Annotated in this window: 21 protein-coding genes; 12 read left to right on the top strand and 9 right to left on the bottom strand. The window is 73.7% G+C overall.

The annotated features are described in order from the left end of the window. From E1291_RS10680 to E1291_RS10665, 4 genes are all read left to right on the top strand, one after another. Nucleotides 1-1617 (top strand): DNA translocase FtsK (locus tag E1291_RS10680; protein ID WP_242614066.1); only part of this gene is annotated, 1617 nt, incomplete at its 5' end. A 230-nt stretch (nucleotides 1618-1847) separates the two neighbouring features. After that, complete coding sequence (locus E1291_RS10675; protein WP_131737589.1) at nucleotides 1848-2606, top strand: helix-turn-helix domain-containing protein; 759 nt, start codon at nucleotides 1848-1850, stop codon at nucleotides 2604-2606. An 80-nt stretch (nucleotides 2607-2686) separates the two neighbouring features. Then, a complete protein-coding gene (gene rimO, locus E1291_RS10670; protein WP_131737588.1) occupies nucleotides 2687-4129 on the top strand; it encodes a 30S ribosomal protein S12 methylthiotransferase RimO in 1443 nt (480 codons plus the stop codon). Continuing rightward, nucleotides 4126-4713: a CDP-alcohol phosphatidyltransferase family protein gene (locus E1291_RS10665; RefSeq protein WP_131737587.1), complete on the top strand. Its 588-nt coding sequence runs from the start codon at nucleotides 4126-4128 to the stop codon at nucleotides 4711-4713. Before rimO ends, E1291_RS10665 begins: the two co-directional genes overlap by 4 nt. 10 nt (nucleotides 4714-4723) lie before the next feature. Here E1291_RS10665 and E1291_RS10660 read toward each other — a convergent pair whose 3' ends face one another. Beyond that, nucleotides 4724-5533 carry an MOSC domain-containing protein gene (locus E1291_RS10660; protein WP_165495057.1) on the bottom strand — a complete coding sequence of 270 codons (810 nt, stop codon included), beginning with the start codon at nucleotides 5531-5533 and terminating at the stop codon, nucleotides 4724-4726. Nucleotides 5534-5643: 110 nt separating this feature from the next. On the opposite strand from E1291_RS10660, the gene E1291_RS10655 reads away from it, so the two are divergent. The 6 genes from E1291_RS10655 (at nucleotide 5644) to E1291_RS10630 (ending at nucleotide 10277) form a co-directional block, all read left to right on the top strand. Continuing rightward, a complete protein-coding gene (locus tag E1291_RS10655; RefSeq protein ID WP_131737586.1) occupies nucleotides 5644-6156 on the top strand; it encodes a DUF1990 domain-containing protein in 513 nt (170 codons plus the stop codon). Nucleotides 6157-6630: 474 nt separating this feature from the next. After that, nucleotides 6631-7926: a CinA family nicotinamide mononucleotide deamidase-related protein gene (locus E1291_RS10650; RefSeq protein WP_131737592.1), complete on the top strand. Its 1296-nt coding sequence runs from the start codon at nucleotides 6631-6633 to the stop codon at nucleotides 7924-7926. A 111-nt stretch (nucleotides 7927-8037) separates the two neighbouring features. After that, nucleotides 8038-8391 (top strand): helix-turn-helix domain-containing protein, encoded by a 354-nt coding sequence (locus E1291_RS10645; protein WP_131737585.1) that lies wholly within the window; start codon nucleotides 8038-8040, stop codon nucleotides 8389-8391. Nucleotides 8392-8527: 136 nt separating this feature from the next. After that, the gene (locus E1291_RS10640) at nucleotides 8528-8995 is read left to right on the top strand and encodes a Dps family protein (protein ID WP_131737584.1); all 468 of its coding nucleotides are present in this window, start codon (nucleotides 8528-8530) and stop codon (nucleotides 8993-8995) included. Nucleotides 8996-9141: 146 nt separating this feature from the next. Continuing rightward, nucleotides 9142-9714, top strand: coding sequence for a TetR/AcrR family transcriptional regulator (locus E1291_RS10635; protein WP_131737583.1), 573 nt, complete (start codon nucleotides 9142-9144; stop codon nucleotides 9712-9714). A gap of 2 nt (nucleotides 9715-9716) precedes the next feature. Then, nucleotides 9717-10277 (top strand): hypothetical protein, encoded by a 561-nt coding sequence (locus tag E1291_RS10630; RefSeq protein WP_131737582.1) that lies wholly within the window; start codon nucleotides 9717-9719, stop codon nucleotides 10275-10277. A gap of 163 nt (nucleotides 10278-10440) precedes the next feature. Here E1291_RS10630 and E1291_RS10625 read toward each other — a convergent pair whose 3' ends face one another. The 6 genes from E1291_RS10625 to E1291_RS10600 all read right to left on the bottom strand — a co-directional run bounded on the left by E1291_RS10625 (nucleotide 10441) and on the right by E1291_RS10600 (nucleotide 16525). After that, nucleotides 10441-11238, bottom strand: a complete 798-nt coding sequence (locus E1291_RS10625; protein ID WP_131737581.1) for a DNA-formamidopyrimidine glycosylase family protein — start codon at nucleotides 11236-11238, stop codon at nucleotides 10441-10443. Nucleotides 11239-11249: 11 nt separating this feature from the next. Beyond that, on the bottom strand, nucleotides 11250-11714 hold the full coding sequence (locus tag E1291_RS10620; RefSeq protein ID WP_131737580.1) for an RrF2 family transcriptional regulator: 465 nt from the start codon (nucleotides 11712-11714) through the stop codon (nucleotides 11250-11252). A gap of 135 nt (nucleotides 11715-11849) precedes the next feature. Further along, nucleotides 11850-13316, bottom strand: a complete 1467-nt coding sequence (locus E1291_RS10615) for a glycoside hydrolase family 3 protein (RefSeq protein ID WP_131737579.1) — start codon at nucleotides 13314-13316, stop codon at nucleotides 11850-11852. Continuing rightward, nucleotides 13313-14206 carry a carbohydrate ABC transporter permease gene (locus E1291_RS10610; RefSeq protein ID WP_131737578.1) on the bottom strand — a complete coding sequence of 298 codons (894 nt, stop codon included), beginning with the start codon at nucleotides 14204-14206 and terminating at the stop codon, nucleotides 13313-13315. The genes E1291_RS10615 and E1291_RS10610 overlap by 4 nt, the downstream gene beginning before the upstream one ends. Next, nucleotides 14203-15174 (bottom strand): carbohydrate ABC transporter permease, encoded by a 972-nt coding sequence (locus E1291_RS10605; protein ID WP_131737577.1) that lies wholly within the window; start codon nucleotides 15172-15174, stop codon nucleotides 14203-14205. Before E1291_RS10605 ends, E1291_RS10610 begins: the two co-directional genes overlap by 4 nt. 79 nt (nucleotides 15175-15253) lie before the next feature. Continuing rightward, on the bottom strand, nucleotides 15254-16525 hold the full coding sequence (locus E1291_RS10600) for an extracellular solute-binding protein (protein ID WP_131737576.1): 1272 nt from the start codon (nucleotides 16523-16525) through the stop codon (nucleotides 15254-15256). Between the two features lie 253 nt (nucleotides 16526-16778). Between E1291_RS10600 and E1291_RS10595 the strand changes: the two genes are divergently transcribed. Continuing rightward, nucleotides 16779-18002: an ROK family transcriptional regulator gene (locus E1291_RS10595; RefSeq protein ID WP_131737575.1), complete on the top strand. Its 1224-nt coding sequence runs from the start codon at nucleotides 16779-16781 to the stop codon at nucleotides 18000-18002. A 129-nt stretch (nucleotides 18003-18131) separates the two neighbouring features. Here the strand turns inward: E1291_RS10595 and E1291_RS44565 are convergent, their stop codons facing one another. Continuing rightward, nucleotides 18132-18266 (bottom strand): hypothetical protein, encoded by a 135-nt coding sequence (locus E1291_RS44565; RefSeq protein ID WP_278045246.1) that lies wholly within the window; start codon nucleotides 18264-18266, stop codon nucleotides 18132-18134. A gap of 256 nt (nucleotides 18267-18522) precedes the next feature. Between E1291_RS44565 and secA2 the strand changes: the two genes are divergently transcribed. After that, nucleotides 18523-20874 carry an accessory Sec system translocase SecA2 gene (gene secA2 / locus E1291_RS10590; protein WP_131737574.1) on the top strand — a complete coding sequence of 784 codons (2352 nt, stop codon included), beginning with the start codon at nucleotides 18523-18525 and terminating at the stop codon, nucleotides 20872-20874. A 33-nt stretch (nucleotides 20875-20907) separates the two neighbouring features. Here secA2 and E1291_RS10585 read toward each other — a convergent pair whose 3' ends face one another. Beyond that, complete coding sequence (locus tag E1291_RS10585; protein WP_131737573.1) at nucleotides 20908-25500, bottom strand: ATP-dependent helicase; 4593 nt, start codon at nucleotides 25498-25500, stop codon at nucleotides 20908-20910. Between the last annotated feature and the right edge of the window lie 25 nt (nucleotides 25501-25525).

Raw genomic sequence — 25525 nt, 5'->3', positions numbered from 1 at the left:
GGCCCGGACGGCGCCCCGCCGGACGGCGGCCCGGACGACTCCCGCGGCGAGGACGACACCCGCGTGGACGACGCGCCGGAGCCCCTCGCCGTGCCGGACCCGACCCCGGCTCCGCGCGGCTCCGAGCAGCTCCCGCTGTCCTCCTCCGGCGAGATCTACCTGCTGCCCGACCAGTCCGCGCTGCGGGCCGGCAGCGTCGCCAAGCCGCGCACCAAGGCCAACGACACGGTGGTGAACGCGCTCAGCGGAGTGCTGGAGCAGTTCGACATCGACGCGCAGGTCACCGGGTTCACCCGCGGCCCGACCATCACCCGCTACGAGATCGAGCTCGGCCCCGCGGTCAAGGTCGAGAAGGTCACCGCGCTCACCAAGAACATCGCCTACGCGGTGAAGAGCGCGGACGTGCGCATCATCTCCCCGATCCCCGGCAAGTCCGCGATCGGCGTCGAGATCCCCAACGTCGACAAGGACATCGTCAGCCTCGGCGACGTGCTGCGCTCGCCCGCCGCGACGAACGAGCACCACCCGATGATCGTCGGCCTGGGCAAGGACGTCGAGGGACGCACGGTCGTGGCGAACCTGGCCAAGATGCCGCACATCCTCATCGCCGGCGCCACCGGCGCGGGCAAGTCGACCTGCATCAACGGGCTCATCACCTCCATCCTCATGCGGGCCACGCCGGACGAGGTCCGCATGATCCTCGTCGACCCCAAGCGGGTCGAGCTGACGATGTACCAGGGCATCCCGCACCTGATCACGCCGATCATCACCAACCCGAAGAAGGCCGCCGAGGCGCTCGACTGGGTGGTCGGCGAGATGGACCGCCGTTACGACGACCTCGCCGCGTCCGGGTTCCGGCACATCGACGACTTCAACAAGGCGGTGAAGGCGGGCAAGCTCACCGCGCCGCCCGGCAGCGAGCGCGTCTACACCCCCTACCCCTACATGCTGGTCATCGTGGACGAGCTGGCCGACCTGATGATGGTCGCGCCCCGCGACGTCGAGGACTCGGTCGTGCGCATCACCCAGCTCGCGCGCGCCGCCGGCATCCACCTCGTCCTGGCGACGCAGCGGCCCTCCGTCGACGTCGTCACCGGGCTCATCAAGGCCAACGTGCCGTCCCGGCTGGCGTTCGCGACGTCCTCGCTGGCCGACAGCCGCGTCATCCTCGACCAGCCGGGCGCGGAGAAGCTCGTCGGGCAGGGCGACGCGCTGTTCCTGCCGATGGGCGCGAGCAAGCCCATGCGCATCCAGAACGCCTACGTGGCCGAGAAGGAGATCCACGGGATCGTCGACCACTGCAAGGGGCAGATGGAGGCGGTGTACCGGGCGGACGTCGCCGAGTCGAACGCGCCGAAGAAGGAGATCGACGAGGAGATCGGCGACGACATGGACCTGCTCGTCCAGGCCATCGAGCTGGTCGTCTCGACCCAGTTCGGGTCGACCTCGATGCTGCAGCGCAAGCTGCGCGTCGGGTTCGCCAAGGCGGGCCGGCTCATGGACCTGATGGAGAGCCGCGACATCGTCGGCCCGAGCGAGGGCTCCAAGGCGCGGGACGTGCTGGCCAAGCCGGACGACCTGCCCGGCGTCCTCGCGGAGCTGCGCGGCGGCACGTGACCCGGCTCCGCCGAACCGGCTGTTCGGTCCGCCGTTCCCCGTTCGTTCCACGGCCGGAAACCGCGTGTTCCTTTGCTGCGTAACCCTGGGAGGGCGGGCGATGGCGGAATGATGCGAAATCTTGCCCAGTTTCGAACGTGTTGGCTGTCGCTCAGCGGGCATTGCGGTTTCTAGACTGATGTTCGCTGCAATGTGGGGTCGGTCATGGACGCGCTCGAAGGAGGCTCGGCGTGAGCATCGGTGAGACCTTGGCGAAGGAGCGTCAGCAGGCCGGTCTCTCGGTGACCCAGGTGAGTCTCCAGACACGGATCCGCGAGACCGTCATCCGCGGCATGGAGGCCGACGACTTCTCCGCGTGCGGCGGCAACTTCTACGCCCGCGGCCACATTCGCAGCATCTCCCGCGTCATCGGCATCGATCCCGAGCCCCTCGTCAGCGAGTTCGACGCCGGTCACGGCGGCGCGCCCCAGCCGGTCTCGGCGGTGTCGGCGTTCGAGCCCGAGCAGCCCGTCGCCTTCCGCGAGCGCCGCTCCCCGAACTGGAGCGCCGCGATGGCGCTCGCCCTGGCGCTCGTGCTGATCTACGGGATCGTCCAGGTCGTCGGGCACACCACCGGCCGCGAGCAGCGCACCGCGCGGCGGGTCGCCGGGACTCCCGCCGCGCCCGCCCCGTCCCGTCCGCCGGTGGCCGCGCCGCCCAAGAACGGCGCGCCCGTGGTGGCCGCCCCGCGCAAGACGGTGGAACTGCGCGTCGAGGCCAGGCGCGCGACGTGGGTGGACGTGCGCGGCGACAAGGGCAGGCCGCTGTTCAGCGGGCTGCTGCGCGCCGGCGACGAGAAGCGCTGGACGGCCAAAAAGAAGATCACCATCGTGGTCGGGGTCGGCGGCGGCGTCCGGATGACGGTGAACGGCAAGGACATCGGCGCGCCGGGGCGGGGCAAGGGCGTCCAGCGCATGGACTTCGGCCGGGGCGACCCCAAGACCACCTGACGCCCGGCCGGTACCGGCACGGTTCGCGAAACCGCCGCCCGCTGGTCGGCGTGGGGGCCCGAGCCCATTACCTTAGGGGCATGTCCACTCGCCGCAAGGTCTCACTCATCACGCTCGGCTGCGCCCGGAACGAGGTCGACTCCGAGGAGCTCGCGGCGCGCATCGAGGACGCGGGCTGGGACCTGACCGACGGCGCCGGCGGCGCCGACGTCGTGGTGGTCAACACCTGCGGTTTCATCGAGGCCGCCAAGAAGGACTCCATCGACACGCTGCTGGCGGCGCACGACTCGGGCGCGAAGGTCGTCGCGGCCGGGTGCATGGCCGAGCGGTACGGCAAGGAGCTCGCCGAGGCCCTGCCCGAGGCCCACGCGGTGATCGGGTTCGACGACTACACCTCGATCGGCGACCGGCTCGACGACGTGCTGGCGGGCCGCCCGCACGAGGCGCACACCCCGCGCGACCGCCGGACGCTGCTGCCGATCTCGCCCGTCGAGCGGACGGCGTCCGCGGCCGCCGTCGCGATCCCCGGGCACGGCGGTGAGCACGGCGGTGAGCACGGGGGGGACGACGACGCCCTGCCGGACGGCGTCGCGCCCGCGTCCGGCCCGCGGGTGCTGCGGCGGCGTCTCGGCGGCGGCCCGGTGGCCCCGCTGAAGCTGGCCTCGGGCTGCGACCGGCGGTGCACGTTCTGCGCGATCCCCGCCTTCCGCGGCGCCTACGTCTCGCGGCCGCCGGCGGAGGTGCTGGAGGAGGCACGGTGGCTCGCCGGGCACGGCGCCCGCGAGCTGGTGCTGGTCAGCGAGAACTCCACGTCCTACGGCAAGGACCTGGGCGACCTGCGCGCGCTGGAGAAGCTGCTGCCCGGCCTCGCCGCGGTGGACGGCGTCGAGCGCGTCCGGGTGAGCTACCTGCAGCCCGCCGAGACCCGTCCCGGGCTCATCGAGGCGATCTGCGGCACCCCCGGCGTCGCCCCGTACTTCGACCTGTCGTTCCAGCACGCCAGCGGGCCGGTGCTGCGGTCGATGCGCCGCTTCGGCGACCGGGAGCGGTTCCTGGAGCTGCTCGGCCAGATCCGCGCGCTGGCGCCCGAGGCGGGCGTGCGGTCCAACTTCATCGTCGGCTTCCCCGGCGAGTCCGAGGACGACGTCGAGGAGCTGGCGGCGTTCCTGACCGCGGCGCGGCTCGACGCGATCGGCGTGTTCGGCTACTCCGACGAGGACGGCACCGAGGCCGCGAACCTCGGCGGCAAGCTGCCCGCGGAGGAGGTCGCCCGCCGTGTGGAGGACCTGACGAGCCTCGCCGAGGAGCTCACCGCGCAGCGCGCCGAGGACCGCGTCGGCACGCTGGTCGAGGTCCTGCTGGAGGAGAAGACCGACGACGGGTTCGAGGGCCGCGCGGCGCACCAGGCGCCCGAGGTGGACGGGACCGTCCTCGTCCGCGGGCACGGCCTGGCGCTCGGGGAGATCGTCGCGGCCCGCGTCACCGGTGGCGACGGGGTGGACCTCGTCGCGGACGTGCCATGATCGCCGGCGCGCCGGAGCCGGTCACGGGGTCGCCCGAGCCGCCTCCGGCGAGCGTCTACAACGTCGCGAACGCCCTCACGCTGCTCCGGATCGTCCTGGTCCCGCTGTTCGTCTGGACGCTGTTCCTGGACGGTACCGGCTGGCGGCTCGCCGCGTTCGCCGTGTTCGCCGCGGCCTCGATCACCGACAAGATCGACGGGGATCTGGCCCGCGCCCGCGGCCTGGTCACCGACTTCGGCAAGATCGCCGATCCGATCGCCGACAAGGCGCTGACCGGCGCGGCGCTGGTCAGCCTGTCGGTGATGGGGGAGCTGTGGTGGTGGGTGACGGCCGCCATCATGGTCCGCGAGATCGGCGTCACGCTGCTGCGGTTCGTCGTCATCAGGTACGGGGTGATCCCGGCCAGCAAGGGCGGCAAGCTCAAGACGATGCTGCAGGTCTTCGCCATCGGCTTCTACATCCTGCCGGGCCCCCTCGACCCGCTCAGGTGGGCGACGATGGGCGCCGCCCTCATCGTCACCGTCGTCACCGGCCTGGACTACGTCGTCCAGGCGTGGCGGCTGCGCAACGCCCCCCGGGACTGAGCCGTGCCCCTCACCCGGTGTCCGCGTCCGGGCCGCGTTCGGCCGTGAGCCGGTCGCCGACGCGCAGGAACCCCGGAACGCGCGGAACGCCCAGCCGCCCGAACATGATCCCCTGCTCGTCCCGGAACCGCCCGGTGCGGTAGCGGCCGAGAGCGCGCAGCGGGGCGGGGCCCCGTTCGGCCGTCTCCTGGTCCACGTTGATGATGACGCAGCGGCCGCACGGCCGGACCAGCTCGATCTCGGCTCCGCCGCCCCGCAGCCCGACGACGCCGTCCTCGCCGTAGGCGCCGAGCCCCCGCAGGACGATGTTGGGCCGGAAGCGGCTCATCGGGAGCGCGACGTCCACCCGGCGGTTCAGGTCGTCGAGGGACTCCGCCGACAGCACCGACACCGGATACCCGTCGGCGAACGTCAGCGTGCCGTCGCCCAGCCGCGTGGGGCGCGTTCCGGTGAAGCGGACCAGCCGGCAGGGCACCCCGAGGACCGCCGTGAACCAGCTCGCCGCCTCGTCCCCCTGGTCGATGCCCTGGCAGGGACGGCGATGCACGGTCACGTCCCAGGCTGGGCCGTCCACCTCTTCGTGCACCAGCGGAACGGCCGCGGCGGGCGCGTGCACGGTCAGCTTCACGCCGTCGTAGGCGGGCCGCAGCAGGGCCAGGCGCCGCACCTCGCGCTGCGACAGGTGCCGCCCGCTCGGGCGGACGAGCATGAACGCGCGGTCGTGCCGCAGCCCCTGCGCCGTCAGCTCGCTCTCGGTCACCGGGACGGCGCCCGCGCTCTTGATCGGGAAGATGTTCAGTTCCGCGACGACGGCGATCATGCGTGGGACGGTACGGGCCCGTCCCGGGTCAGGCCAGGGATCGGGGGCATACCTGACACGGATTCGTCAGGTTGGCGCCGCTGCGGCATCCTGGCATCGGGGGGACGACGATGACCGCACAGGACTTCACGTACGCCGAGGTCGGCGCGACATGGGACGCGACCATGCCGGACGGCTACGACCACCTGCGCGTGCGGACGCTCGTCGGGCAGGGGCCCGCCGTGATGCGGAACGCCGCCGACGCGCTCATGGAGTTCTGGATGCACCGTGCGATCCCCGCGGGAGTGAAGGCGTCCGCGCCGCGGGCCGAGCCCGGCGCCACCGTCGAGATCGCGCTCGGCGTCCGGCCGCTGCGGCTGCGAGCGCCGTGCCGCGTCGTGTGGACCTGCGACGAGGAGCGCCGCGTCGGATGGGCCTACGGGACGCTGCCCGGCCACCCCGCGCGGGGAGAGGAGGCGTTCGTCGTGCACATGGACGACAACGGCGACGTGTGGCTGACCGTCACCGCGTTCAGCCGCCCGGCCGGAACGCTCGGACGGCTCGCGCGGCCCGTCGTCCCGCTGTTCCAACGGGCGTACGCGCGGCGCTGCGGCGCCGTCCTGCGCCGCCTGACGCGCGTCTGACGACCGAAGCCGGGCCATGGGCTGCGAGGCCACGCCCACCCCGGTCGTGGCCCCGCAGCCCGGTCTGCGGCCCCACGGCAATTATCCCCTTGAATGGCTACGCGTCGTGCCGTGGCAAATGAGTTCTGACTCACAAAATAACGGGAACTCCTGGCCGAAGTTGGACCCGGCGTCAACGCTCTGGGCACGTCCTGCGCCGACGATGCGCGCCTTCGCCGCGTTCTCGTCCGCGCGCACTGTGCGTACCGTCCTGCGGCGGGACACATTGCACGGCACGTCCTTTTTCGCGGCGAGTGAATGGGGATTTGCGCGGCACCGGCGCGGCGGGGCGCCGTTCGCTTTTCCGGGCGCCGCCGTCCTGATGCGGCCGCGCCGGGCGGTCAACCGGCCCCCCGGCGCTCCCGTCGGACGGGCCCGCGTCCGGCCGCTGTAGATTCGGGGCGCCGTGCACGGACGGGCGAGGATGGGGGCGTGATGCGGGTCGAACTGCTCACCGTCGGGGACGAACTGCTCCTCGGCGACACGGTCAACGGGAACGCGGCGTGGCTCGGGCGGCGGCTCGCCGACCACGGCGTCGAGGTGACCCGCAGCGTGGTCGTCGGCGACGAGACCGACGTGATCGTCGAGGCCGTGCGGGCGGCGCTCGGCCGGGCCGACGCCGTCCTGACCACCGGGGGCCTCGGACCCACCTACGACGACCTGACCCGCGACGCGCTCGCCGAGGCCGCGGGCGTCCCGCTCGTCCGGGACGCCGGGCTCGAGGAACGGCTGCGCGAACGCGCCGCCGCGGCGGGCCGCGCTCTGCAGCCCATGGCGTTCCGCATGGCGGAGGTGCCGGAGGGCGCGGGCCTGCTGCCCAACTCCGCGGGTACCGCGCCCGGCCTGCGCGTGGACCTGCCCGGCGGGACCGTGTACGCGCTGCCCGGCGTCCCGTCGGAGATGCGGACCATCATGGACGAGGTGGTGCTGCCGGAACTGGCCGCGCGCGCCGGGTTGCCGGTCGTGGCGCGCCGCACGCTGCGCACCGCCGGGGTCTGGGAGTCGGTCATCGCGACCCGCCTCGCCGAGGTCGAGGCCATGCCGGACGTCAGGCTCGCCTACCTGCCCGACCCGGCCGAGGTGAAGATCCGCGTGACCGCCGCGGGCCCGGACGCGGCCGCGCGGCTCGCGGCCGCCGAGGCGCGGATCCGCGACCTGCTCGGGCCCGTCGTGTACGGCGTGGAGGACGAGGCGCTCGACCGCGTCGTGCACCGGCTGCTCGCCGCCCGGTCGGCGACGGTCGCCGTGGCGGAGTCGATCACCGGCGGGCTGATCGGCGCGGAGCTGACCGCGATGCCCGGCTCGTCGGCGACGTTCGCGGGCGGGGCCGTGACCTACGCGACGGGGCTGAAGGCGCGGCTGCTGGGCGTCCCCGGCGACCTGCTGGCCGAGCACGGCGCCGTCCACCCGGACGTCGCGGCGGCGATGGCCGCGGGCGTGCGCGACCGCCTCGGCGCGACCTACGGGCTCGCGGTCACCGGCGTCGCCGGCCCCGAGCCCCAGGACGGCCGCCCGGTCGGCACCGTCTTCGTCGGCCTGGCCGGACCCGGAGAATCGCGCACTGTGGTCAGCCCGAAACTCCCCGTGCCGGGCACCGGCCCGGAAGTCCGCGCCGTGCTCCGCCGGATGGCCGTCGTCCATGCCCTTGAGCTGCTCAGACGCACCCTCCTGGGCGTCGGCCCGGAGGTCCCGGCCTGGGACGCACGGGAAGATCGGGAAGAGTCGGGCTGATTACAGCGTTACGTTCCGAGCGAACACGAAATCAACGGTCTGCCACGGCCACCGCCAAGCCGGGTACGGTGGAACCGGCAGATGGTCCGAACTGAGGGAGGGAGCGAGACGATGGTCCTGCTTCGCCAGCTGCTCGGTGACGTACTGCGGCAGCTGCGGCTGCGCCAGGGACGCACCCTCCGTGAGGTCTCCGCGGCGGCGCGGGTTTCCCTCGGCTACCTCTCCGAGGTCGAGCGAGGGCAGAAAGAGGCATCTTCCGAGTTGCTCTCTTCTATCTGCAAAGCCCTAGGCGTACCGCTGTCGCACGTGCTCAGGGAAGTGGCGGATCAACTGGCCCTCGCCGAGCTGCAGCACGAGCCCGTCATGGCGGGCGCGCCCGAGCACGAGCGTCTTGCGGCCGACGGCATTCCGGAGACTCCAGAGGAGATCACCGGCGAGTTCCGCGCCGACATGGTCGCCGCCTGAGGTCGTCCGGCGCTCCCTGCCCCGGCGGGGCCGCGGGTGTGCGCGGCCTCACGCCGGGGCGTCGCATGAGCTCGGCATAGACGGGCAGGCTCCCGGGTTGTAACGGCTAACCGTAACGACGCGGAAGGAGCCCGACATGGCGACGGTCAAGAGCCCCCTCACGGAGGCGGCCCAGAAGGTCACGGGAGACGCCTTGCAGGGGGCCCTCGTCGACCTGATCGATCTCTCACTGGTGGCCAAGCAGGCCCACTGGAACCTGACCGGGCGCAATTTCAAGGTCGTCCACGAGCACCTCGACGAGGTCGTCGATCTCGCCCGCCAGGGCCAGGACGACGTCGCCGAACGCTCCGTCGCGATCGGCGTGAACCCCGACGGCCGCTCCCGCACGGTCGCCGACCGCACCCATCTCCCGCAACTGGAGGCCGGTCCCCTCCCCGACGACAAGGTCGTCGCGGCGATCACCGACACGCTGGCACAGGTCATCGGCCGCTTCCGCGACCGCATCGCCGCCACCGACGAGCCCGATCCCGTCACCCAGGACCTGCTCATCGGCATCACCGCCGAGCTGGAGAAGCAGCACTGGATGTTCCAGGCCCAGATTTAGGAGGATCGGTCGGGGGCTCGCCCCTGACGGTCTTCGAGGCAGGCCCCCGGCTCGCTGGGGGCCTGCCTTCTTTTTCGGCCCACTCCCGGGTGCGGGCGTCGGCGATTTTGTTTACGGATCGATCCGTTTCGTTTATACTCGGGATCATGAATCGAGGACGCCCGCGGTCCGGGCATGTGGACGAGGCCGTCGTCGCCGCGGTGCGCGAGGTGCTCGCCGAGACCGGCTACCAGGGCCTCAGCATCGACCGCGTCGCCGCGCGCGCCGGGGTGGGCAAGGCCGGGATCTACCGGCGCTGGCGGTCCAAGGCCGAGATGGTCTTCGCGGCGGTCGTGCACGGCCCGCGGCCCTCGCCGCCCGCCGACTCCGGCACGCTGCGCGGCGACCTCGCCGCGCTGGCGGAGCACATCATCGCGCTGCTCGCCGCCCCGGGGGCGCGGTCGGTGCTCCCGGGCCTGCTGGCGGACGTGTCCGGCGACCCGGCGCTGGCCGCCCGGTTCGCCGCCGGGTTCGTCGACTTCGAGCGGGCCGTCCTCGCCGAGATCCTCGGCCGGGCCGCGGACCGCGGCGAGATCGCCGCCGCGGACCCGGCCTTCGCGCACGCGCTGCTGCTCGGGCCGATCTTCACCTATCTCTTCCTGGTCGGCGGCGACGCGCCCGCCGGCCTGGCCGACCGGCTGGCCGGCGCGGTGGTCGCCGCGCTCGGCGCGAAGGAGTGACCATGACCGACGACATCGGCACCCGGGACACGGGGCTCGACCGGCTCCTGCCGGGGCACCATTTCCGCTCCCGCTACACCCGCCGCATCGAGGCCGGGCCCCCGGCGGTGTGGGACGCCATGATGGGCCTGGCCGCCGAGGACCTGCCCGTCTCGCGCAGGCTCATGGCCCTGCGGTCGGCGGGCGGCACGCGGCTGAGCGGCCCGCTGATCGAGTCCTTCCCGACGCCCGACCTGGTCCGGGACGAGGGGACCGAACTGGTCAAGGGCAAGATCGCCAAGTTCTGGCGGCTCCGGCCCGAGCCCGCGCCGGTCGAGCCCGGCGATCCCGCCGCGTTCACCGCCTTCGGGGAACCCGGATGGGTGAAGGCCGCGCTGTCCCTGAGGGTGGTGCCGGACGGCGCCGGGTCCGTGCTGTCCTTCGAGACCCGGGTCCACGCGACCAGCGCGTCCGCCCGCCGTGCGTTCGCCCCGTACTGGATGCTGATCCGCGCGGGCGGCGCCGGTTTCGTCCGGCTGGAGATCCTCTCCGCGGTCGCCCGCCTGGCCGAGCAACGCGCGTAGAGCCCGTCTCACCGTGGGCCTCAGCCGTCACGCGAGCGCGCCACCTGACCGTCGGGGCGCAGCCGGAGGCGAGCCCCGCCGGGAAGATCGCGAAGCGATTCGCGCTCGCACGAGCCCGGTCAGGGAGCGAGCCGCCAGGCGAGCCCTTGGGCCGGGATCGCGGTCACACGGCCGGGCTCGCACGTTGACACCGAGGGCACCAGAACACGGTGCGGGCGCCGGCGTCCGACGGCTGGCCGGCGCTCTGGACGCGGGTGCCGCAGCGGCGGCAGGGGCGGCCGGCCCGTCCGTAGACCCAGTGCTCGTTGCCGCGGCGCAGGTCACCGGTGGTGACGTGGCCGTGCCGCTCCTTGTTGGCGTCCAGGAGGCGGTGAGAGAGGTCGACGAGCGCGGACAGGTCCGGGACGGCGCCGGTGGGGGTCCACGGGTCCACGCCCCGCAGGAACAGGATCTCGGCCTTGTAGACGTTCCCGATCCCGGCGAGCACGCGCTGGTCGAGCAGCGCCTCGCCGATCGCCCGTTCGGGCCGCTCGCCGAGCCGCCGGACGGCCTCGGCGGCGGCCCCCGGGCCCCAGCCGGGGCCGAGCAGGTCGGGGCCGAGATGGCCGACGGCCGCGTCCTCCCCGTCGGTGGGCAGCAGCTCCACCAGGCCCAGGGAGGAGCCGATCGCCTGCCACCGCGCGTTGCCGAGGACGAGCCGGACCCGGTGATCGCGGGGGGCGGGTCCTGCCCGGCGGATCCGCCAGTGCCCCTCCATCAGCAGGTGCGTGTGGACGGTGAGCCCGCCCTCGACGCGCACCAGCAGGTGCTTGCCGCGGGACACGGCCTCCAGGACGGTCCGGCCGCGCAGGTCGGTGGTGGCGAGCCGGGGGACGCGGAAGTCCGAGCACGTCAAAGGCCGCCCGGCGAGCGCCTCGTGCAGGCGCCGGGCGGCCAGCCAGACGACGTCCCCTTCCGGCACCGGTGCGGTCCCTAGATGAAGGAGGGGCTTTCCCAGGCGGACGGGTCGTCGGTCAGCTTGCGGACGGGTTCGGGAAGCTCGCCCGCCGCGATGTGCGAGAGCGAGACCGACTCGAGGATGGAGCGCTCGCTGGCGCGCAGCGCGATCCACACCTCCTGGAGGGAGCGGGCCGGCCCCTCGTAGCCGACGTGTTCGGGCCGTTCACCGCGGACGCCGAGCAGGGGCCCGTCGATCGCGCGGATGATGTCGGCGAGAGAGATCTGCTCGGCGGGGCGCGCCAGCCAGTAGCCGCCCTCAGGGCCGCGCTGGCTGCGGACGAGGCCGGACCGGCGCAGCTGGCCGAGGATGTTCTCGAGGAATTTGGGCGGAATCTGCTGCGCCTCAGCGAGCTGGACGGCGGTGACCGGATGACTTCCGGCCACCGCCAGCTCCGCTGCGGCGCGCAGCGCGTAGTCGACCCGGGCGGACAATCGCATGCTCGTATTATCCCTTGCCGATCGGACTGGTCTGGCTTACCCCGCCCCGGCCGCCCTGCTCAGGGGCGGGGCGTGGCGCGCCCGCCCGGAGCCGGGCCTTGGTCCGGCGGGCGCGCCACGGGTCCGTCACCGCCGTCAGGCGGGGGTCAGGCCGAGCCGTTCGGCGGCCGCCTGGCCGTTGGCCGCCGCGGCGCCGTAGGTGGCCAGATAGACCGCCGAGGCGGGCCGCCAAACCGGCAGTCCCATCTCGACGACGACCGTGTCGGGACGGGCCGCCAGAAGGGCGGTGGTCAGCTCCCGCTGGCCCGCGTGGCGGTGCGCGTCGCGCACCACGACGACCAGTCCGCGGCCCGTGGCACGTTCCAGGACACGGACTGCCTCCCCTTCCGACCCGTCGGCCTGGACGGCGTCCGGCGCCCACGCGCTGAGCCCCCACGGGGTCGGGCCGACCGCGATGTTGCCGCCGGCCTTCAGCTCCACCACGAGCGGCCGGGACCCGTTCCAGACCGGCAGCGAGCCGGTCACCCGGACGGCGCGGCGGGCCGCCTCCAGCCCCACGGCGCGGTCGACCTCGGCGGGGCTGTTCCCGGCGAGCCAGCCCTTCAGCGCGCCGGTGCGCTCCGCGGCGTCCGCCAGCCGGGCCGCGGGCAGCCGTCCGGTCCGCACGGCCGCGACGATGGCGTCCAGCGTGGCCCGCAGGGTCTCGGCGTGCTCGCGCGGCCCGAGGCACAGCAGGTCGGCGCCCGCGATGAGGGCCCGCACCGACGCCTCCGGGATGCCGATCGCGCCGCTCGCGCCCTCCATGTCGAGCGCGTCGGTGACGATCACCCCCTGGTAGCCGAGGTGCTCGCGCAGCAGCCCGGTGATCGCCTCGGGGGAGAGGGTGGCCGGTACGCCGCGGGTGATCGAGGGCAGGTTGAGGTGCCCGGTCATCACGGCCCGGGTGCCGGCGCCGATCGCCGCCCGGAACGGGACCAGCTCGCGGCGGTCCAGCAGGTCGAGGTCGGCGTCGACGAGCGGGACGGCCAGGTGGGAGTCCTCCACGGTGGCGCCGTGCCCGGGGAAGTGCTTGGCGCAGGCCGCCACGCCCGCCTCCTGGGTGCCGGCGACGGCCGCGGCCGCGTGCCGGGCCACCAGCGCCGGGTCCGGCCCGAACGAGCGGGTCCCGATCACCGGGTTGTCGTCGGCGGTGTTCACGTCCACCGAGGGCGCGAAGTTGAAGTTGACCCCCACCTCGGCCAGCTCGGCGCCGAGCGAGCGGTAGACGCGGCGGGTCAGCTCCGGGTCGTCCACGGCGCCGAGCGCCGCGTTGCCCGGATAGGGGCTGCCCGTCAGGTGCCCGCCGAGGCGGGTGACGTCGCCGCCCTCCTCGTCGATGGTCACGAACGGGTCGCCGGCCTTGCGCATCTGCGCGGTCAGCGCCGCGAGCGACTCCGGGCTCGGGACATTGCCGGTGAGCGCGAACAGCGTGACGCCGCCGAGCCCGGCCGCCAGCTCGTCCAGCAGCCAGCCGGGCGCGGCCGGGCCGGGGAAGGAGGGCAGCAGGGTGCCGCGGGCCAGCCGGAGGGTCTCCTCGGTGGTCGCGATGTCGTCGGTGGTCATCCCTTCACCGCCCCGGCCGTGAGCCCGGACACCATGCGGCGCTGGACGAGCAGGAAGAACGCGATGACGGGAATGGTGAGCAGCGTCGACGCTGCCATGATGGGCCCCCAGGCGTTGCCGCTGCGGCCGTGGAAGAACTGCAGCATGATCGGCAGGGTGTACTTGTCCTGGTCGTCCAGGAAAGTGAAGGCGAAGATGAACTCGTTCCAGGCCGTGATGAACGAGAAGATGCTGGTCGCGACCAGGCCGGGCGCGACGAGCGGGAGCATGACCTTGAAGAAGGTCCGGATCGGGCCGGCGCCGTCGATGGCGGCGGCCTCCTCCAGTTCGCGCGGCACCGCGGCGACGAACCCCCGCAGCATCCAGATGGCGAACGGCGTGGCGAACCCGACGTAGACGATCATGAGGCCGGGCAGGGTGTTCAGCAGGTCGAGCCGCTTGAGGTCCAGGAACAGCGGAATGACCAGTGCCTCCAGCGGCACCATCTGGACCACGAGCAGCATGACCATGAACGTCGTGCGGAACCGGAAGCGGAACCTGGCCACCGCCGTGGCGGCCAGCAGGGCGAGCAGGCTCGACACCACGACGGTGGCGATGGCCAGCACGGCGCTGTTACGGAAATAGGTCCAGAAGGACACCTCCGCGATGCCGCCGTTCATCACCAGGTCGAAGTGCTCCAGCGTCGGATGCGACGGCAGCGGCTTCGGCGTCGTGCTGAAGATCTCGTTGTTGGGCTTGAACGCGGTGGAGGCCATCCAGAAGACGGGGAACACCGAGAAGAAGAACACCAGCAGGCCCGTCCCGTTCAGGACGCTCTTGCGGATCCTTCTTCTGCGAGCGCCGTCCCCGGCGCCGCCGGGGCGCGCGCCGGCCGAGCCGGAGGGCTTCATCGGGTCTCCCCCTGACGGACCATGACCCGGACGTACAGGGCCGTGACGACGAGCAGGATCATCGTGAACACCAGCGCGATGGCCGAGCCCATGCCGAGTTTCGGATTCAGCGAGCCGAACGCCTCGGAGTAGGCGTAGAGCGACAGGTTGAACGCGTCGCGGTTGGCCATTCCCGACATCACGAACAGCTGGGTGAACACCTTGAAGTCCCAGATGATCGACATGACGAGCAGCACGAAGAAGATCGGCTTGAGGATCGGGTAGGTGATGCTCCAGAACGTCCGCCACGGGCCCGAGCCGTCCACGCGCGCCGCCTCGTACAGCTCGCTCGGCACGCTCTTTAGACCGGCCAGCACCGACACGGCCACGAACGGGCACGCCTGCCACACCACGCAGACGGTCAGCACGGTGTAGGTCGACAGCGGCGTGGCGAACCAGTTGTAGTCGTTCCAGCCGCCGCCGACGAGGAAGTCGGGCAGCAGGTCCAGGCTCCAGTTGACGAGGCCGCCCGTCGAGCCGAACAGCCAGCTGAAGATGATCGCGGCGGTGACCGGCGGGGTCGCCCAGGCGACCATCACGCCGCCGGCGACGAAGCTCGACATGCGCTTGCCGAGCTTGTTGAGCAGCAGCCCGATCAGCGTCCCGATCACGAGCGTGAGCGTCACCGCGACCACCGCGAACAGGACGGTCTGCCGCAGGGTCTGCCAGAAGAACGGGTCATTGAGGATCGTGCGGAAGTTCTCGGTGCCGACCGACTCGGCCGGCTCGCCGCGCAGCTGGCGGTTGCCCACCTTCTGGAACGACATGATCCCGATCTGGATCATGGGCCAGAACATCAGCACGGCGATCACGACCACGGTGGGCGCGATCAGCAGGTAGGGCCCGAAGCGGGGCCGGCGGAGGGAGCGCGCCCGGCCGGGGTTCTTGCGGCCGGGCGGCTTCCGCACCGCGGGTGCGGTGTCGAGCATTGCGCTTCCGATCAGCGGGGACGGATGGCCTGCGGCCGTGCCGCCCGCCGGGGAGGGCGGGCGGCACGGGCCTTGGGTGCTAGGAGTTGAGCAGCGTGTTCGCCTGCTCGTTGGCCTTCTTCAGCTCGCCGTCGGCGGCCTTGCCCTGCATGATCGCCTTCAGGGCGTTCGGCAGCACCTTCTTGGCCTGCTCGAACTCACCCCAGCCGGCGCTGATCGGGGTGAACTTGGTGTTGGAGGCGATCTGCGTGAAGATCTCCAGCTTGGGGTCGGAGAACTTCACGTCCGAGCGCATCGAGGAGAAGCCGCTGTAGTCCGCCCAGGCCTTGGCGTTCTTGGCGGTGTTCAGCACCGTGATGTAGTCGAAGGCGACGGACTTGGCCTTGCTGTCCTTCCAGACGGCGAGGTCGGAGCCGCCCGCCATGACGGGAGCGTTCCCACCCGTCTTGCTCGGGATGGGGAAGACGCCCCACTTGCCCTCGTCCTTGGCGGAGACCTTCTTCATCTCCTTCAGCGCCCAGCTGCCGTCGATGTACATCCCGAGCTTGCCGAGCGCGAAGTCGCGCTGCGGGCCCTCCAGCTCGTTCTTGCCGATGTACTGCTCCGGGGCGACCTTCTCCTTGGTCACCAGGCCGGTGTAGTAGTTCACGGCCTCCACGGCCTGCGGCTGGTCGAGCTTGCCCGCCCACTTGCCGCCGTCCTTGGTGGCCACCTCGCCGCCGTTGCCCCAGATGAAGCTGACCAGCGCGTTGGTCTGGTCGCTCGGCGCGCCGATGCCGGGCACCTTCTTGGAGTCCTGGACCTTCTTGGCGGCCGCGGTGAGGTCGGCCCAGGTCTTCGGCGGCTGGATGCCGAGCTCCTGGAACCAGTCCGTGCGGTACCAGATGCCCCGGACGCCGCCGTACCACGGCACGGCGTAGGTCTTGCCGCCCGACTGGTCGTTCTCGAGAGCCGTCTTGTTGAGCGTCTTGCCGTCGGCCCAGCCGGAGAAGTTGTCCGAGATGTCGGCGAGGCTGCCCTGCTCGACGTGGGACTGCACGTCGGTGTTGCCCAGCTCGGTCACGTCCGGGCCCTCGCCGCCGGCGGCGGCCTTCTGGAACGTGGTGGCGACCTGCGGCCAGGGCACGTACTTGATCTGGACGTCGGTGTTCGGGTGCTTCTGCTTGAACTCGGTCTCGACGGTGTCGAGGAACTTGGTCTGCTCGGGCGTTCCGTCGCCCATCATCCAGACCTTCAGCTGCGCCGGGTCCTTGCCCGAGCCGGACTTGTCCTTGTCGTCGTCACCGCCGCCGCAGGCGGTGGCTGCCAGGGCGATCGCGGCCGTCGCCGCCGCAATCCTGATGTACTTCACTGGGGGATCCTTTCCGGCATCGCCTCGCGCGGCCTTGTGGCCTGCGGTGCGAGTGGAGCAGGGTACGACCCTTTAGGGTCCATCCATGCCCCCCTCACCGCGCATCGCTCGCGGGCGCCCTGCACGCCAGTCGGCGCTCTGCGCGCGCCCCCCTCCCGGGTACGGGACCGGTTGGCGCTTGGGCGTAAACTAACAAGAAACTTTCCTAAACAAAACCGCCCGTTAGCGGATTGAGACATCGAGGGGTACCAGCATGGCCAGACGCCCGGGAACACCGCGGCTGCTGCGGGAGCTCAACGACCGCGCCGCCCTGGACCTGCTCGTCGAGCAGGGCCCGCTGACGCGCGCGCAGATCGGCGAGCACACCGGGCTGTCCAAGGTCACCGCCTCCCAGCTGCTGTCCAGGCTCGAGGATCGCGGCCTGGTCGAGGTCGTCGGGGAGCAGGCCGGCGGCCGCGGCCCCAACGCGGCCCTGTACTCGGTGGTGCCGTCCAGCGCCTACGTCGCGGGCCTCGAGGTGGGCCCGGACGGCGTCACGGCGGGCGTCGCCGACATCACCGGCTGTGTCGCCGCCCAGGTTACCGTCGATCCCAACGGGGCCGACGAACCGGTCAAGATGGTCCACAACGCGGTCGTCAAGGCGTGCCGCTCGGCCCGGGTCGCGTTGTCGAAGCTGAGCGCCTTCGTGATCGGCACCCCCGGCGTGGTCGACCCGCGTTCCGGCGACGTCCAGTTCTCCTTCGACCTGCCCGCCTGGCACGAGGGCGTCCTCGCCGCGCTGAAGACCGACCTGCGCCGGCCGGTGACGATCGAGAACGACGTCAACCTCGCCGCGATCGCCGAGCGCGCCTACGGCGCCGCCCGCGAGGCCGAGGACTTCGCGCTCATGTGGTTCGACCGCGGCATGGGCCTGTCGGTCATGCTCGGCGGCCGGCTGCACCGCGGCCGCTCGGGCGGCGCGGGGGAGATCGGCTACCTTCCCGTCCCCGGCGCGCCCCTCCCGCTGGCCGCCGCCCGCCGCGGCCCCGAGGACGAGGGCGTCACCGAGTCGACCTCCTGGGGCACCCCCAGCCTCGCCGGCGGCTACGGCTCGCTCGTCGGCGCCGACGCCGTGCGGGCCCTGGCCCACCGGCACGGGATCGTCGAGCCCACCGCCGTCGAGTGCGTCCGCGCCGCGGCGGCCGACGAGCGGCACGGCGGCGCCTTCCTGGACGAGCTGGCCAACCGGATCTCCTACGGTGTGACCTCGGTCAACATCGTCCTGGACCCCGGGCTGGTCGTGCTGTCGGGCAGCCTCGGCCGGGCCGGCGGCACGCCGCTGGCCGGCCGCATCGAGCGGGCCGTGGGCCGCTTCAGCCCGACCCGGCCCACGGTCGCGGTGACCGAGGTGGAGGGCAACCCCGTCCTGCGCGGAGCGCTGCACGCCGCCCTGGAGCGGGCCCGCGACGACGTCTTCTCGGCGCCCCTGGGCAGCTGACACGGCCCAGCGCCGGCACCCGGACGATCAGGGGACGGCGGCTCCGCGGGCACGACGCGCGGCGCCCCCGCCCGGAAGGCGGGGGCGCCGATGCGCGCGAGGACCAGGCGGTGCCCGTCCCCGGTGGCCCTACTTGGCGGCCGCCGCCGCGGCCGCGGCCTGCTCGTGGCGCCGCGGGTCGCTCAGCGCGCGGTCGATGAGCGTCTGGCTGATGATCTGGCGCTTGCGCCGCTGCGCGGCGGCACGCCGTGCCGTCGATGTCATGGTGAAACCCCGTTCCGCGGTGACGCTTTCCCCTGGCCACCGCAACCCCGTAGGTCCTCATGCTCTCAAACTCGGGCCCCCGGGGGATCCGCCTGAGGGATGAAGTCGAGGTCAGACCTCGTGCGGAGACCGCCCCAGAGGCCGCCCCGGAAGCCGTCTCGGAGGCGTCCCGGGGTTCCGCGCCGGGGACATCTGGGGAAGGGTGGGCGCGTACCGTCAGTCCCGGGGCCCGGGACCGAGAGCAAGGGGGGACGCGATGGCGCTGCGCGACCGGTTGCGGCGCCTCGTCCAGAAGCCGGGCAGCGTCGATCTGGCGCCCTTCCGTGCCATCGTGGACGAGGCGGGGAGACGCGAGGACCGCGTCCGGGCGCTCACCGACGCCGGGCTCACCGCCGAGGCGGCCGCCCTGCGCGAGCGGGACGACCCGGCGGGGCTGTGCGCGGCCGGCCGCGAGGCCGCCCGCCGCGCCCTCGGCGAGCGGCCCTACGACGTCCAGCTGGTCGGGACGCTCGCGCTGCTGTCCGGGCACGTCGCCGAGATGGCCACCGGCGAGGGCAAGACCCTCGCCGGCGCGCTGGCCGCCGCCGGGCACGCGCTGCGCGGCCGCCGCGTCCACGTGCTGTCGGTCAACGACTACCTCGCCCGCCGGGACGCCGGATGGATGGGCCCGCTGTACGAGCTGCTCGGCGTGTCGGTGGGCTGGGTCGGCCAGGCGTCCACGCCCGCCGAGCGGCGCGCCGCCTACCGGGCCGACGTGACCTACGCGCCCGTCAGCGAGGTCGGCTTCGACCTCCTCCGGGACCGCCTCGCCACCGCGCCCGGCGACCTCGTGCTGCCCGAGCCGTCCGTCGCGCTGGTCGACGAGGCCGACTCGGTGCTGGTGGACGAGGCGATGGTGCCGCTCGTCCTCGCCGGGGCCGCGGGCGACGACGAGGCCGACCCCCGCTACGCCGGGCTCGTCCGCAGGCTGCGGCCCGGCCTGCACTACGACACCGACGACGAGGCCCGCAACGTCCAGCTCACCCCGGCGGGCGCCCGCGAGGTGGAGCGCGCCCTCGGCGTGGACCTCTACGCCGCCGAGCACCTCGGCGTCCTCACCGCCGTGAACCTCGCCCTGCACGCCGAGGTCCTGCTGCACCGCGACGTGGACTACATCGTCCGGGACGGCGCGGTGAAGCTGATCAGCGAGGCGCGGGGCCGGGTGGCGCTGCTGCAGCGCTGGCCGGACGGGCTGCAGGCCGCCGTCGAGGCCAAGGAGGCGCTGGCGGCCTCGCCGAGCGGGGAGATCCTCGACTCCGTCACCGTGCAGGAGCTGATCGGGCGGTACCCGGTCCGCTGCGGCATGACCGGCACCGCCATGGCGGTCGCGGGACAGCTCACCGAGTTCTACTCGCTGGAGATCGCGGTCGTCCCGCCGAACCGGCCGTGCGTCCGCGCCGACGAGCCCGACCGGCTCTACGCGACGTCCGCCGACAAGGAGGTCGCGATCGTCGAGGAGATCACCGCCGCGCACGCCGCGGGCCGCCCGGTGCTGGTCGGCACCGGCGACGTCGCCGAGTCCGAGCGGCTGGGCCGCCGGCTCGCCCGCGCCGGCCTCGGCCACGTGGTGCTCAACGCCAAGAACGACGCGGCCGAGGCCGCGATCATCGCCGAGGCGGGCGGTCCCGGCGCGATCACCGTCTCCACCCAGATGGCCGGGCGGGGCACCGACATCCGCCTCGGCGGCGGACCCGCCACGGCGGTGGCCGGTGATCCCCCCGGCACCTCGCCCGCCGACGCCGGCACCACCGCCCGCGAGCTGGTCGCCGCCGCCGGCGGCCTGCTGGTCATCGGCACCGGCCGCTACCACAGCAGCCGCCTGGACGACCAGCTCAGGGGACGCTCCGGACGCCAGGGCGACCCGGGCGGCTCGGTGTTCTTCACCAGCCTCCAGGACGACCTGGTCACCCGCTACGCGCCGGGCGAGAGGAGCGATGCCGCCGCGGGCGCCGACGGCCGCGTCGAGGACCGGGGCGCGCACTGGATCGTCGGCCACGCGCAGCGCGTCGCCGAGGGCGTCGACCTCGAACTGCACCGCAACACCTGGCGCTACAACCATCTGATCGGCCTGCAGCGGCGCGACGTCCTGGCCGAGCGGGACGCGGTGCTGCGCGGCGACCGCGGCGACCGCGTGATGGCGGAGGACGTCCCCGGCCGGCACGCCGAGCTGACCGCCGTCGCCGGCGCCGAGGCGGTCGCCGAGGCCGCCCGCCAGGTCGTCCTGTACGAGCTGGACCGCCACTGGGCCGAGCACCTGGCCTACCTCGCCGACCTCCGCGAGGGCATCCACCTGCGCTCGCTCGGCCGCGGCCTCGACCCGCTGATCGAGTTCAACCGGGACGCCGTCCCGGCGGGCAAGCGGCTGCTCGCCGACGCCCGCGCGAGCGCCGCGGCGGCGTTCGGGGGGCTGACCGCCACGGCCGGCGGCATCGACCTCGACGCGGCCGGCCTGAAACGGCCCTCGGCGACCTGGACCTACCTCGTCCACGACAACCCGTTCGGCTCCCTGGACGAGCGGACCCTGCGCGGCCTGATCTCGCTCTTCAAGCCCGCCCGCCGCCCCCGCTGACCGTCCCGCCGGCGCGCCGTGTGGGTGAGCCGGTCAGCCGCGGAGCCGCAGGCCGCGGGGGGTGGGGTGGAAGCCCGCCGACTCCAGCGCGGCGGCGAGCGGGGAGTCGTTGATCGACTCTCCGTCGGCGCGCTCGACGGTCAGCTTGCCGAGCGCGCCCTCCCGGACGGCGAGCGCCAGGGCGTCCACCGCGGGCCGCAGCAGGTCCGGGTCGTCGTCCCAGGTCAGCAGCGACCGGCCGCCGCGCTCGACGTAGAGGGCGAGGCGGCCCTCGACCAGCACCACGAGCGCGCCCGCCTTGCGGCCCGGCTTGTGCCCGGCCGCGACCTCGTCCGCGCGCTCCGGCCAGGGCAGCGCCGCGCCGTAGGGGTTGGCGGGGTCGGCGGCGGCGAGGACCAGGGCGCGCCCGTCCCGCGCGGCGGGTGCCGGCGTCTCCCACAGCGCGGACGGGTCGTCCGGCACCGTGTCGCCGGGCAGGGCGGCGGGACGCAGCGCGCGGAGCCGGTCCACCGCGCCCGGCAGCGCGAACTGCGCAGCGCCCAGCCCCTCGACGAAGTAGCCGCGGCGGCACCGCCCGCTCTCCTCGAACGCCCGCAGGACGGGGTACACGGCCGAGAACCCGCCCGGGGTCCGCTCGGCCGCGACCGCGCCGCGGATGACGATGCCGTAGCGCTCCAGCAGCGCCTCGGCCAGCGCGTGCGCGCGCGGCGTCGCGGCGGGCTCGCGCGCGGGCAGCGGCCACCAGCGTCCGGCGACCGTGGGCGGACCCGTCCTGGACGGCAGGACGGGCCGCCCCCGCCGAGTCGGCCGGGACCGGTGCGCCGGGCGGCCCGACCCGAGCGCGGCGCGCAGCGGCGCCATCGTGTCGTTGGTCAGGTGGCCCGCCCAGACGAGGTCCCACACGGCCGCGGCGAGATCGGCGTCGGACGTGGTGACCTCCGCGTTCACCCGGTCCGACAGGGTCCGGAAGAACAGCGCGCCGCCGTCGCCGAGCGCGTCCAGCACGGCCCGGTGCGCGGGCGTCAGCGTGATCTCCGCGGGCGGCGCCATGAGCAGCGGCGCCGTGTCGGCCAGGTAGAGCGACACCCAGCCGTCTCCTCCCGGCAGGCCGCCCTGCCCCGCCCAGACGACCTCCCCCGCGGAGGTCAGCTCGTCCAGCAGGGCCGGGGTGTAGCCCGCCACCCGCGACGGCAGGATCAGCGACTCCAGCGCCGACGCCGGGACCGCCGCGCCCTGCAACTGCTCGATCGCCTGGACGAGCGCGTCGATGCCGCGCAGCCGCGAACCGCCCGTGATGCCGTGCCAGACCGGCAGGAACCGGCCGAGCGCCTCCGGCGGCGACGGCTCCACCTCGGCGCGCAGCCGGGCCAGCGAACGACGCCGCAGCGTCCGCAGCACGCCGGTGTCGCACCATTCGCTCGCCAGCGGCCCCGACACCGACTCCACCGGCAGGAACTCGCCCTCCACGACCCGGCCCGCGCCCGCCAGGCGGCGCAGCGTCTCGACGACGACGGCGGTGCCGAGGCCGAGGTGCCCCGCGGGCTCGGCCGGCCGGAACGGGCCGTGCGTGCGCGCGTAGCGGGACACGAGGTCGCCGAGCGGGTCGTCCACCGGTTCCAGGAACGCCTCGGGCACGCCCACCGGCAGCGGCGAGCCGAGCGCGTCCCGCAGGCGGCCCGCGTCCTCGATCGACGCCCAGCGCTCCTCGCCGCCGATCCGGACGCGGATCGCCCGCCGCGTCGCCTCCAGCTCCACCAGCCAGGCCGGGGAGTCACCGCCGGGGACGGCGCGTTCGGCGACCTCCGCCGTGCTGAGCGGCCCCAGGGCGCGCAGGAGGTCGGCGACGCCCTCCATGTCGCGGGCGCGCCGGTCGTCCGCGAGCCGCTGCAGCTCGCGGACGGTCTCGGCGACCGCCTCCGGATCGAGCAGCTCGCGCAGGTCGGCCTGGCCGAGCAGCTCGGCCAGCAGCGCCGAGTCGAGCGCGAGCGCCTGGGCGCGGCGCTCGGCGAGCGGCGAGTCGCCCTCGTACATGAACGCGCCGACATAGCGGAACAGCAGGGAGCGGGCGTAGGGGGACGGCTCGGGCGTCTCTACCTCGACCAGCCGGATCTTGCGCCCCGACAGGTCGCGCATCAGCCCCACGAGGCCCGGGACGTCGAAGACGTCCTGGAGGCACTCGCGCATCGTCTCCAGGACGATCGGGAACGACGGGTACTTGCTCGCCACCGCGAGCAGCTGCGCCGCGCGCTGCCGCTGCTGCCAGAGCGGCATGCGCTTGTCGGGGCGGCGCCGGGGCAGCAGCAGGGACCGGGCGGCGCACTCGCGGAACCGGGCGGCGAACAGCGCCGACCCGCCCAGCTCGTCCACGACGACGCGCTCGATGTCGTCGGCGTCGAAGACGGCGAGGTCGAGGCCCGGCGCCTCGTCCATGTCGGGGATGCGGATGACGATGCCGTCGTCGGCGTGCATGGCCTGCGCGTCGACCCCGTACCGCTCGCGCAGGCGGCCCGCCATGGCCAGCGCCCAGGGGGCGTGGATGCGCGCGCCCAGAGGCGAGTGGACGACCATCCGCCAGTCGCCCAGCTCGTCGCGGAACCGCTCGACGACCATCGTGCGGTCGTCGGGGACGTGCCCCGTCGCCTCCCGCTGCTCGTTCACGTACGAGACGAGGTTCCCCGCGGCCCAGGCGTCCAGCCCGGCCGCGGACACGCGCTCGCGCGCGGACTCGGCGGGCAGCCCCGCTAGCTCACGCGTGAAGGCGCCCAGAGCCCGCCCCAGCTCGGCGGGGCGCCCGAGCGCGTCGCCGTGCCAGAAGGGGAGCTTTCCGGGCTGGCCGGGCGCGGGCGAGACCAGTACCCGGTCGGGCGTGATGTCCTCGATGCGCCATGAGCTCGCCCCGAGCACGAACACGTCGCCCACCCGCGACTCGTAGACCATCTCCTCGTCGAGCTCGCCGACGCGCGACGACTTCTCACCGACGAGGAACACCCCGAACAGGCCGCGGTCGGGGATCGTCCCGCCGCTGGTCACCGCCAGCCGCTGCGCCCCGGGACGGTCGCGCAGGACGCCGGTGACGCGGTCCCAGACCAGGCGCGGGCGCAGCTCGCCGAACTCGTCGCTGGGATAGCGCCCGGCGAGCATGTCCAGCGTCGCCTCCAGCGCGGACCTGGGCAGCGTGGCGTAGGGGGCGGCGCGCTTGACGAGCGACTCCACCTCGTCCACGGTCCACTCGTCCATGGACACCATCGCGACGATCTGCTGGGCCAGGACGTCCAGCGGGTTGCGCGGGTAGCGCAGCTCCTCGATCTCACCGCCGCGCATCCGCTCGGACACCACCGCCGTCTGGACGAGGTCGCCCCTGTACTTGGGGAATATGACGCCCTTGGACACCGCGCCCACCTGGTGCCCGGCGCGCCCCACCCGCTGGAGGCCGCTGGCCACCGACGGCGGCGACTCCACCTGCACGACCAGGTCGACGGCGCCCATGTCGATGCCCAGCTCCAGGCTGGACGTCGCCACGACGGCGGGGAGGCGCCCCTCTTTCAGCGCGTTCTCGATCCCCGCCCGCTCCTCCTTGGAGACCGAGCCGTGATGGGCGCGGGCGATCTCCACGGGCGCGCCCCGGGACGCGCCCGCCTGCGCCATGGTCGCGGCGGGGGAGTGGTCCTCGGGCAGGGGCCCCCCGGTGGCGCGTTCGAACGCCAGCTCGTTGAGCCGTCCGCACAGCCGCTCGGCCAGCCGCCGGGAGTTCGCGAACACCAGCGTCGAGCGGTGCGCCTCGATCAGGTCGAGGAGCCGGTCCTCCACGTGGGGCCAGATGCTGCGCCGCCGCGGGTCGGCCTCGCCCGCGTCGTCGACGAACCCGCCGACCTCGCCCATGTCCTCCACGGGCACGACGACGTCGAGGTCGAAGACTTTCTCGGACCGGGGCTGGACGACCCGCGCCGGCCGTCTCCCGCCGAGGAAGGCCGCCACCTCCTCCGCCGGCCGGACGGTCGCCGACAGGCCGATCCGCTGCGCGGGCCGCTCCAGCAGCGCGTCGAGCCGCTCCAGCGACAGCGCCAGGTGCGCGCCGCGCTTGGTGCCCGCCACGGCGTGCACCTCGTCGACGATCACCGTCTCCACCCCGCGCAGCGACTCGCGGGCCCGGGAGGTGAGGATCAGGAACAGCGACTCCGGCGTGGTGATGAGGATGTCGGGCGGCCTGGTCGCGAGCCTGCGCCGCTCGTCGGCCGGGGTGTCGCCCGACCGCATCCCGACCCGGACGGAGGGCTCGGGCAGGCCGAGCCGCCGTGCCGCCTGGCGGATGCCGGCCAGGGGGGCGCGCAGGTTGCGCTCGACGTCCACGGCCAGCGCCTTGAGCGGCGAGACGTACAGCACCCGGCAGCGCCGAAGGGGATCGGAGTCCTCGTCCCGGGCGTCCGCGCCCGCGGCGGCCAGCCGGTCGAGGGACCACAGGAACGCGGCGAGGGTCTTGCCCGATCCCGTGGGCGCGACGACCAGGGTGGCGTCGCCGGCCGAGATCGACTCCCACGCGCCGGCCTGCGCCGGGGTGGGCGCGGCGAAGGCCCCGGAGAACCAGGCACGGGTCGCCGGGGAGAAGCGTTCGAGCACGTCACCGCCCACCCGACCATAGTGCCTCGCCGGTACG

It is taken from the genome of Actinomadura roseirufa, from assembly GCF_900659635.1.
GTDB lineage: Bacteria > Actinomycetota > Actinomycetes > Streptosporangiales > Streptosporangiaceae > Spirillospora > Spirillospora roseirufa.
The sequence above is the reverse complement of the archived record's forward strand: the minus strand, read 5'-3'. Positions and strand labels throughout refer to the sequence as shown.

Excerpts from the sequence above, each read along its gene's own strand:
- rimO (WP_131737588.1), top strand. The coding sequence starts at position 2,687 with ATGTCCACTCGCCGCAAGGTCTCACTCATCACGCTCGGCTGCGCCCGG.
- E1291_RS10665 (WP_131737587.1), top strand. The coding sequence starts at position 4,126 with ATGATCGCCGGCGCGCCGGAGCCGGTCACGGGGTCGCCCGAGCCGCCT.
- E1291_RS10660 (WP_165495057.1), bottom strand. The coding sequence starts at position 5,533 with ATGATCGCCGTCGTCGCGGAACTGAACATCTTCCCGATCAAGAGCGCG.
- E1291_RS10655 (WP_131737586.1), top strand. The coding sequence starts at position 5,644 with ATGACCGCACAGGACTTCACGTACGCCGAGGTCGGCGCGACATGGGAC.
- E1291_RS10650 (WP_131737592.1), top strand. The coding sequence starts at position 6,631 with ATGCGGGTCGAACTGCTCACCGTCGGGGACGAACTGCTCCTCGGCGAC.
- E1291_RS10645 (WP_131737585.1), top strand. The coding sequence starts at position 8,038 with ATGGTCCTGCTTCGCCAGCTGCTCGGTGACGTACTGCGGCAGCTGCGG.
- E1291_RS10640 (WP_131737584.1), top strand. The coding sequence starts at position 8,528 with ATGGCGACGGTCAAGAGCCCCCTCACGGAGGCGGCCCAGAAGGTCACG.
- E1291_RS10635 (WP_131737583.1), top strand. The coding sequence starts at position 9,142 with ATGAATCGAGGACGCCCGCGGTCCGGGCATGTGGACGAGGCCGTCGTC.
- E1291_RS10630 (WP_131737582.1), top strand. The coding sequence starts at position 9,717 with ATGACCGACGACATCGGCACCCGGGACACGGGGCTCGACCGGCTCCTG.
- E1291_RS10620 (WP_131737580.1), bottom strand. The coding sequence starts at position 11,714 with ATGCGATTGTCCGCCCGGGTCGACTACGCGCTGCGCGCCGCAGCGGAG.
- E1291_RS10615 (WP_131737579.1), bottom strand. The coding sequence starts at position 13,316 with ATGACCACCGACGACATCGCGACCACCGAGGAGACCCTCCGGCTGGCC.
- E1291_RS10610 (WP_131737578.1), bottom strand. The coding sequence starts at position 14,206 with ATGAAGCCCTCCGGCTCGGCCGGCGCGCGCCCCGGCGGCGCCGGGGAC.
- E1291_RS10605 (WP_131737577.1), bottom strand. The coding sequence starts at position 15,174 with ATGCTCGACACCGCACCCGCGGTGCGGAAGCCGCCCGGCCGCAAGAAC.
- E1291_RS10595 (WP_131737575.1), top strand. The coding sequence starts at position 16,779 with ATGGCCAGACGCCCGGGAACACCGCGGCTGCTGCGGGAGCTCAACGAC.
- E1291_RS44565 (WP_278045246.1), bottom strand. The coding sequence starts at position 18,266 with ATGACATCGACGGCACGGCGTGCCGCCGCGCAGCGGCGCAAGCGCCAG.
- secA2 (WP_131737574.1), top strand. The coding sequence starts at position 18,523 with ATGGCGCTGCGCGACCGGTTGCGGCGCCTCGTCCAGAAGCCGGGCAGC.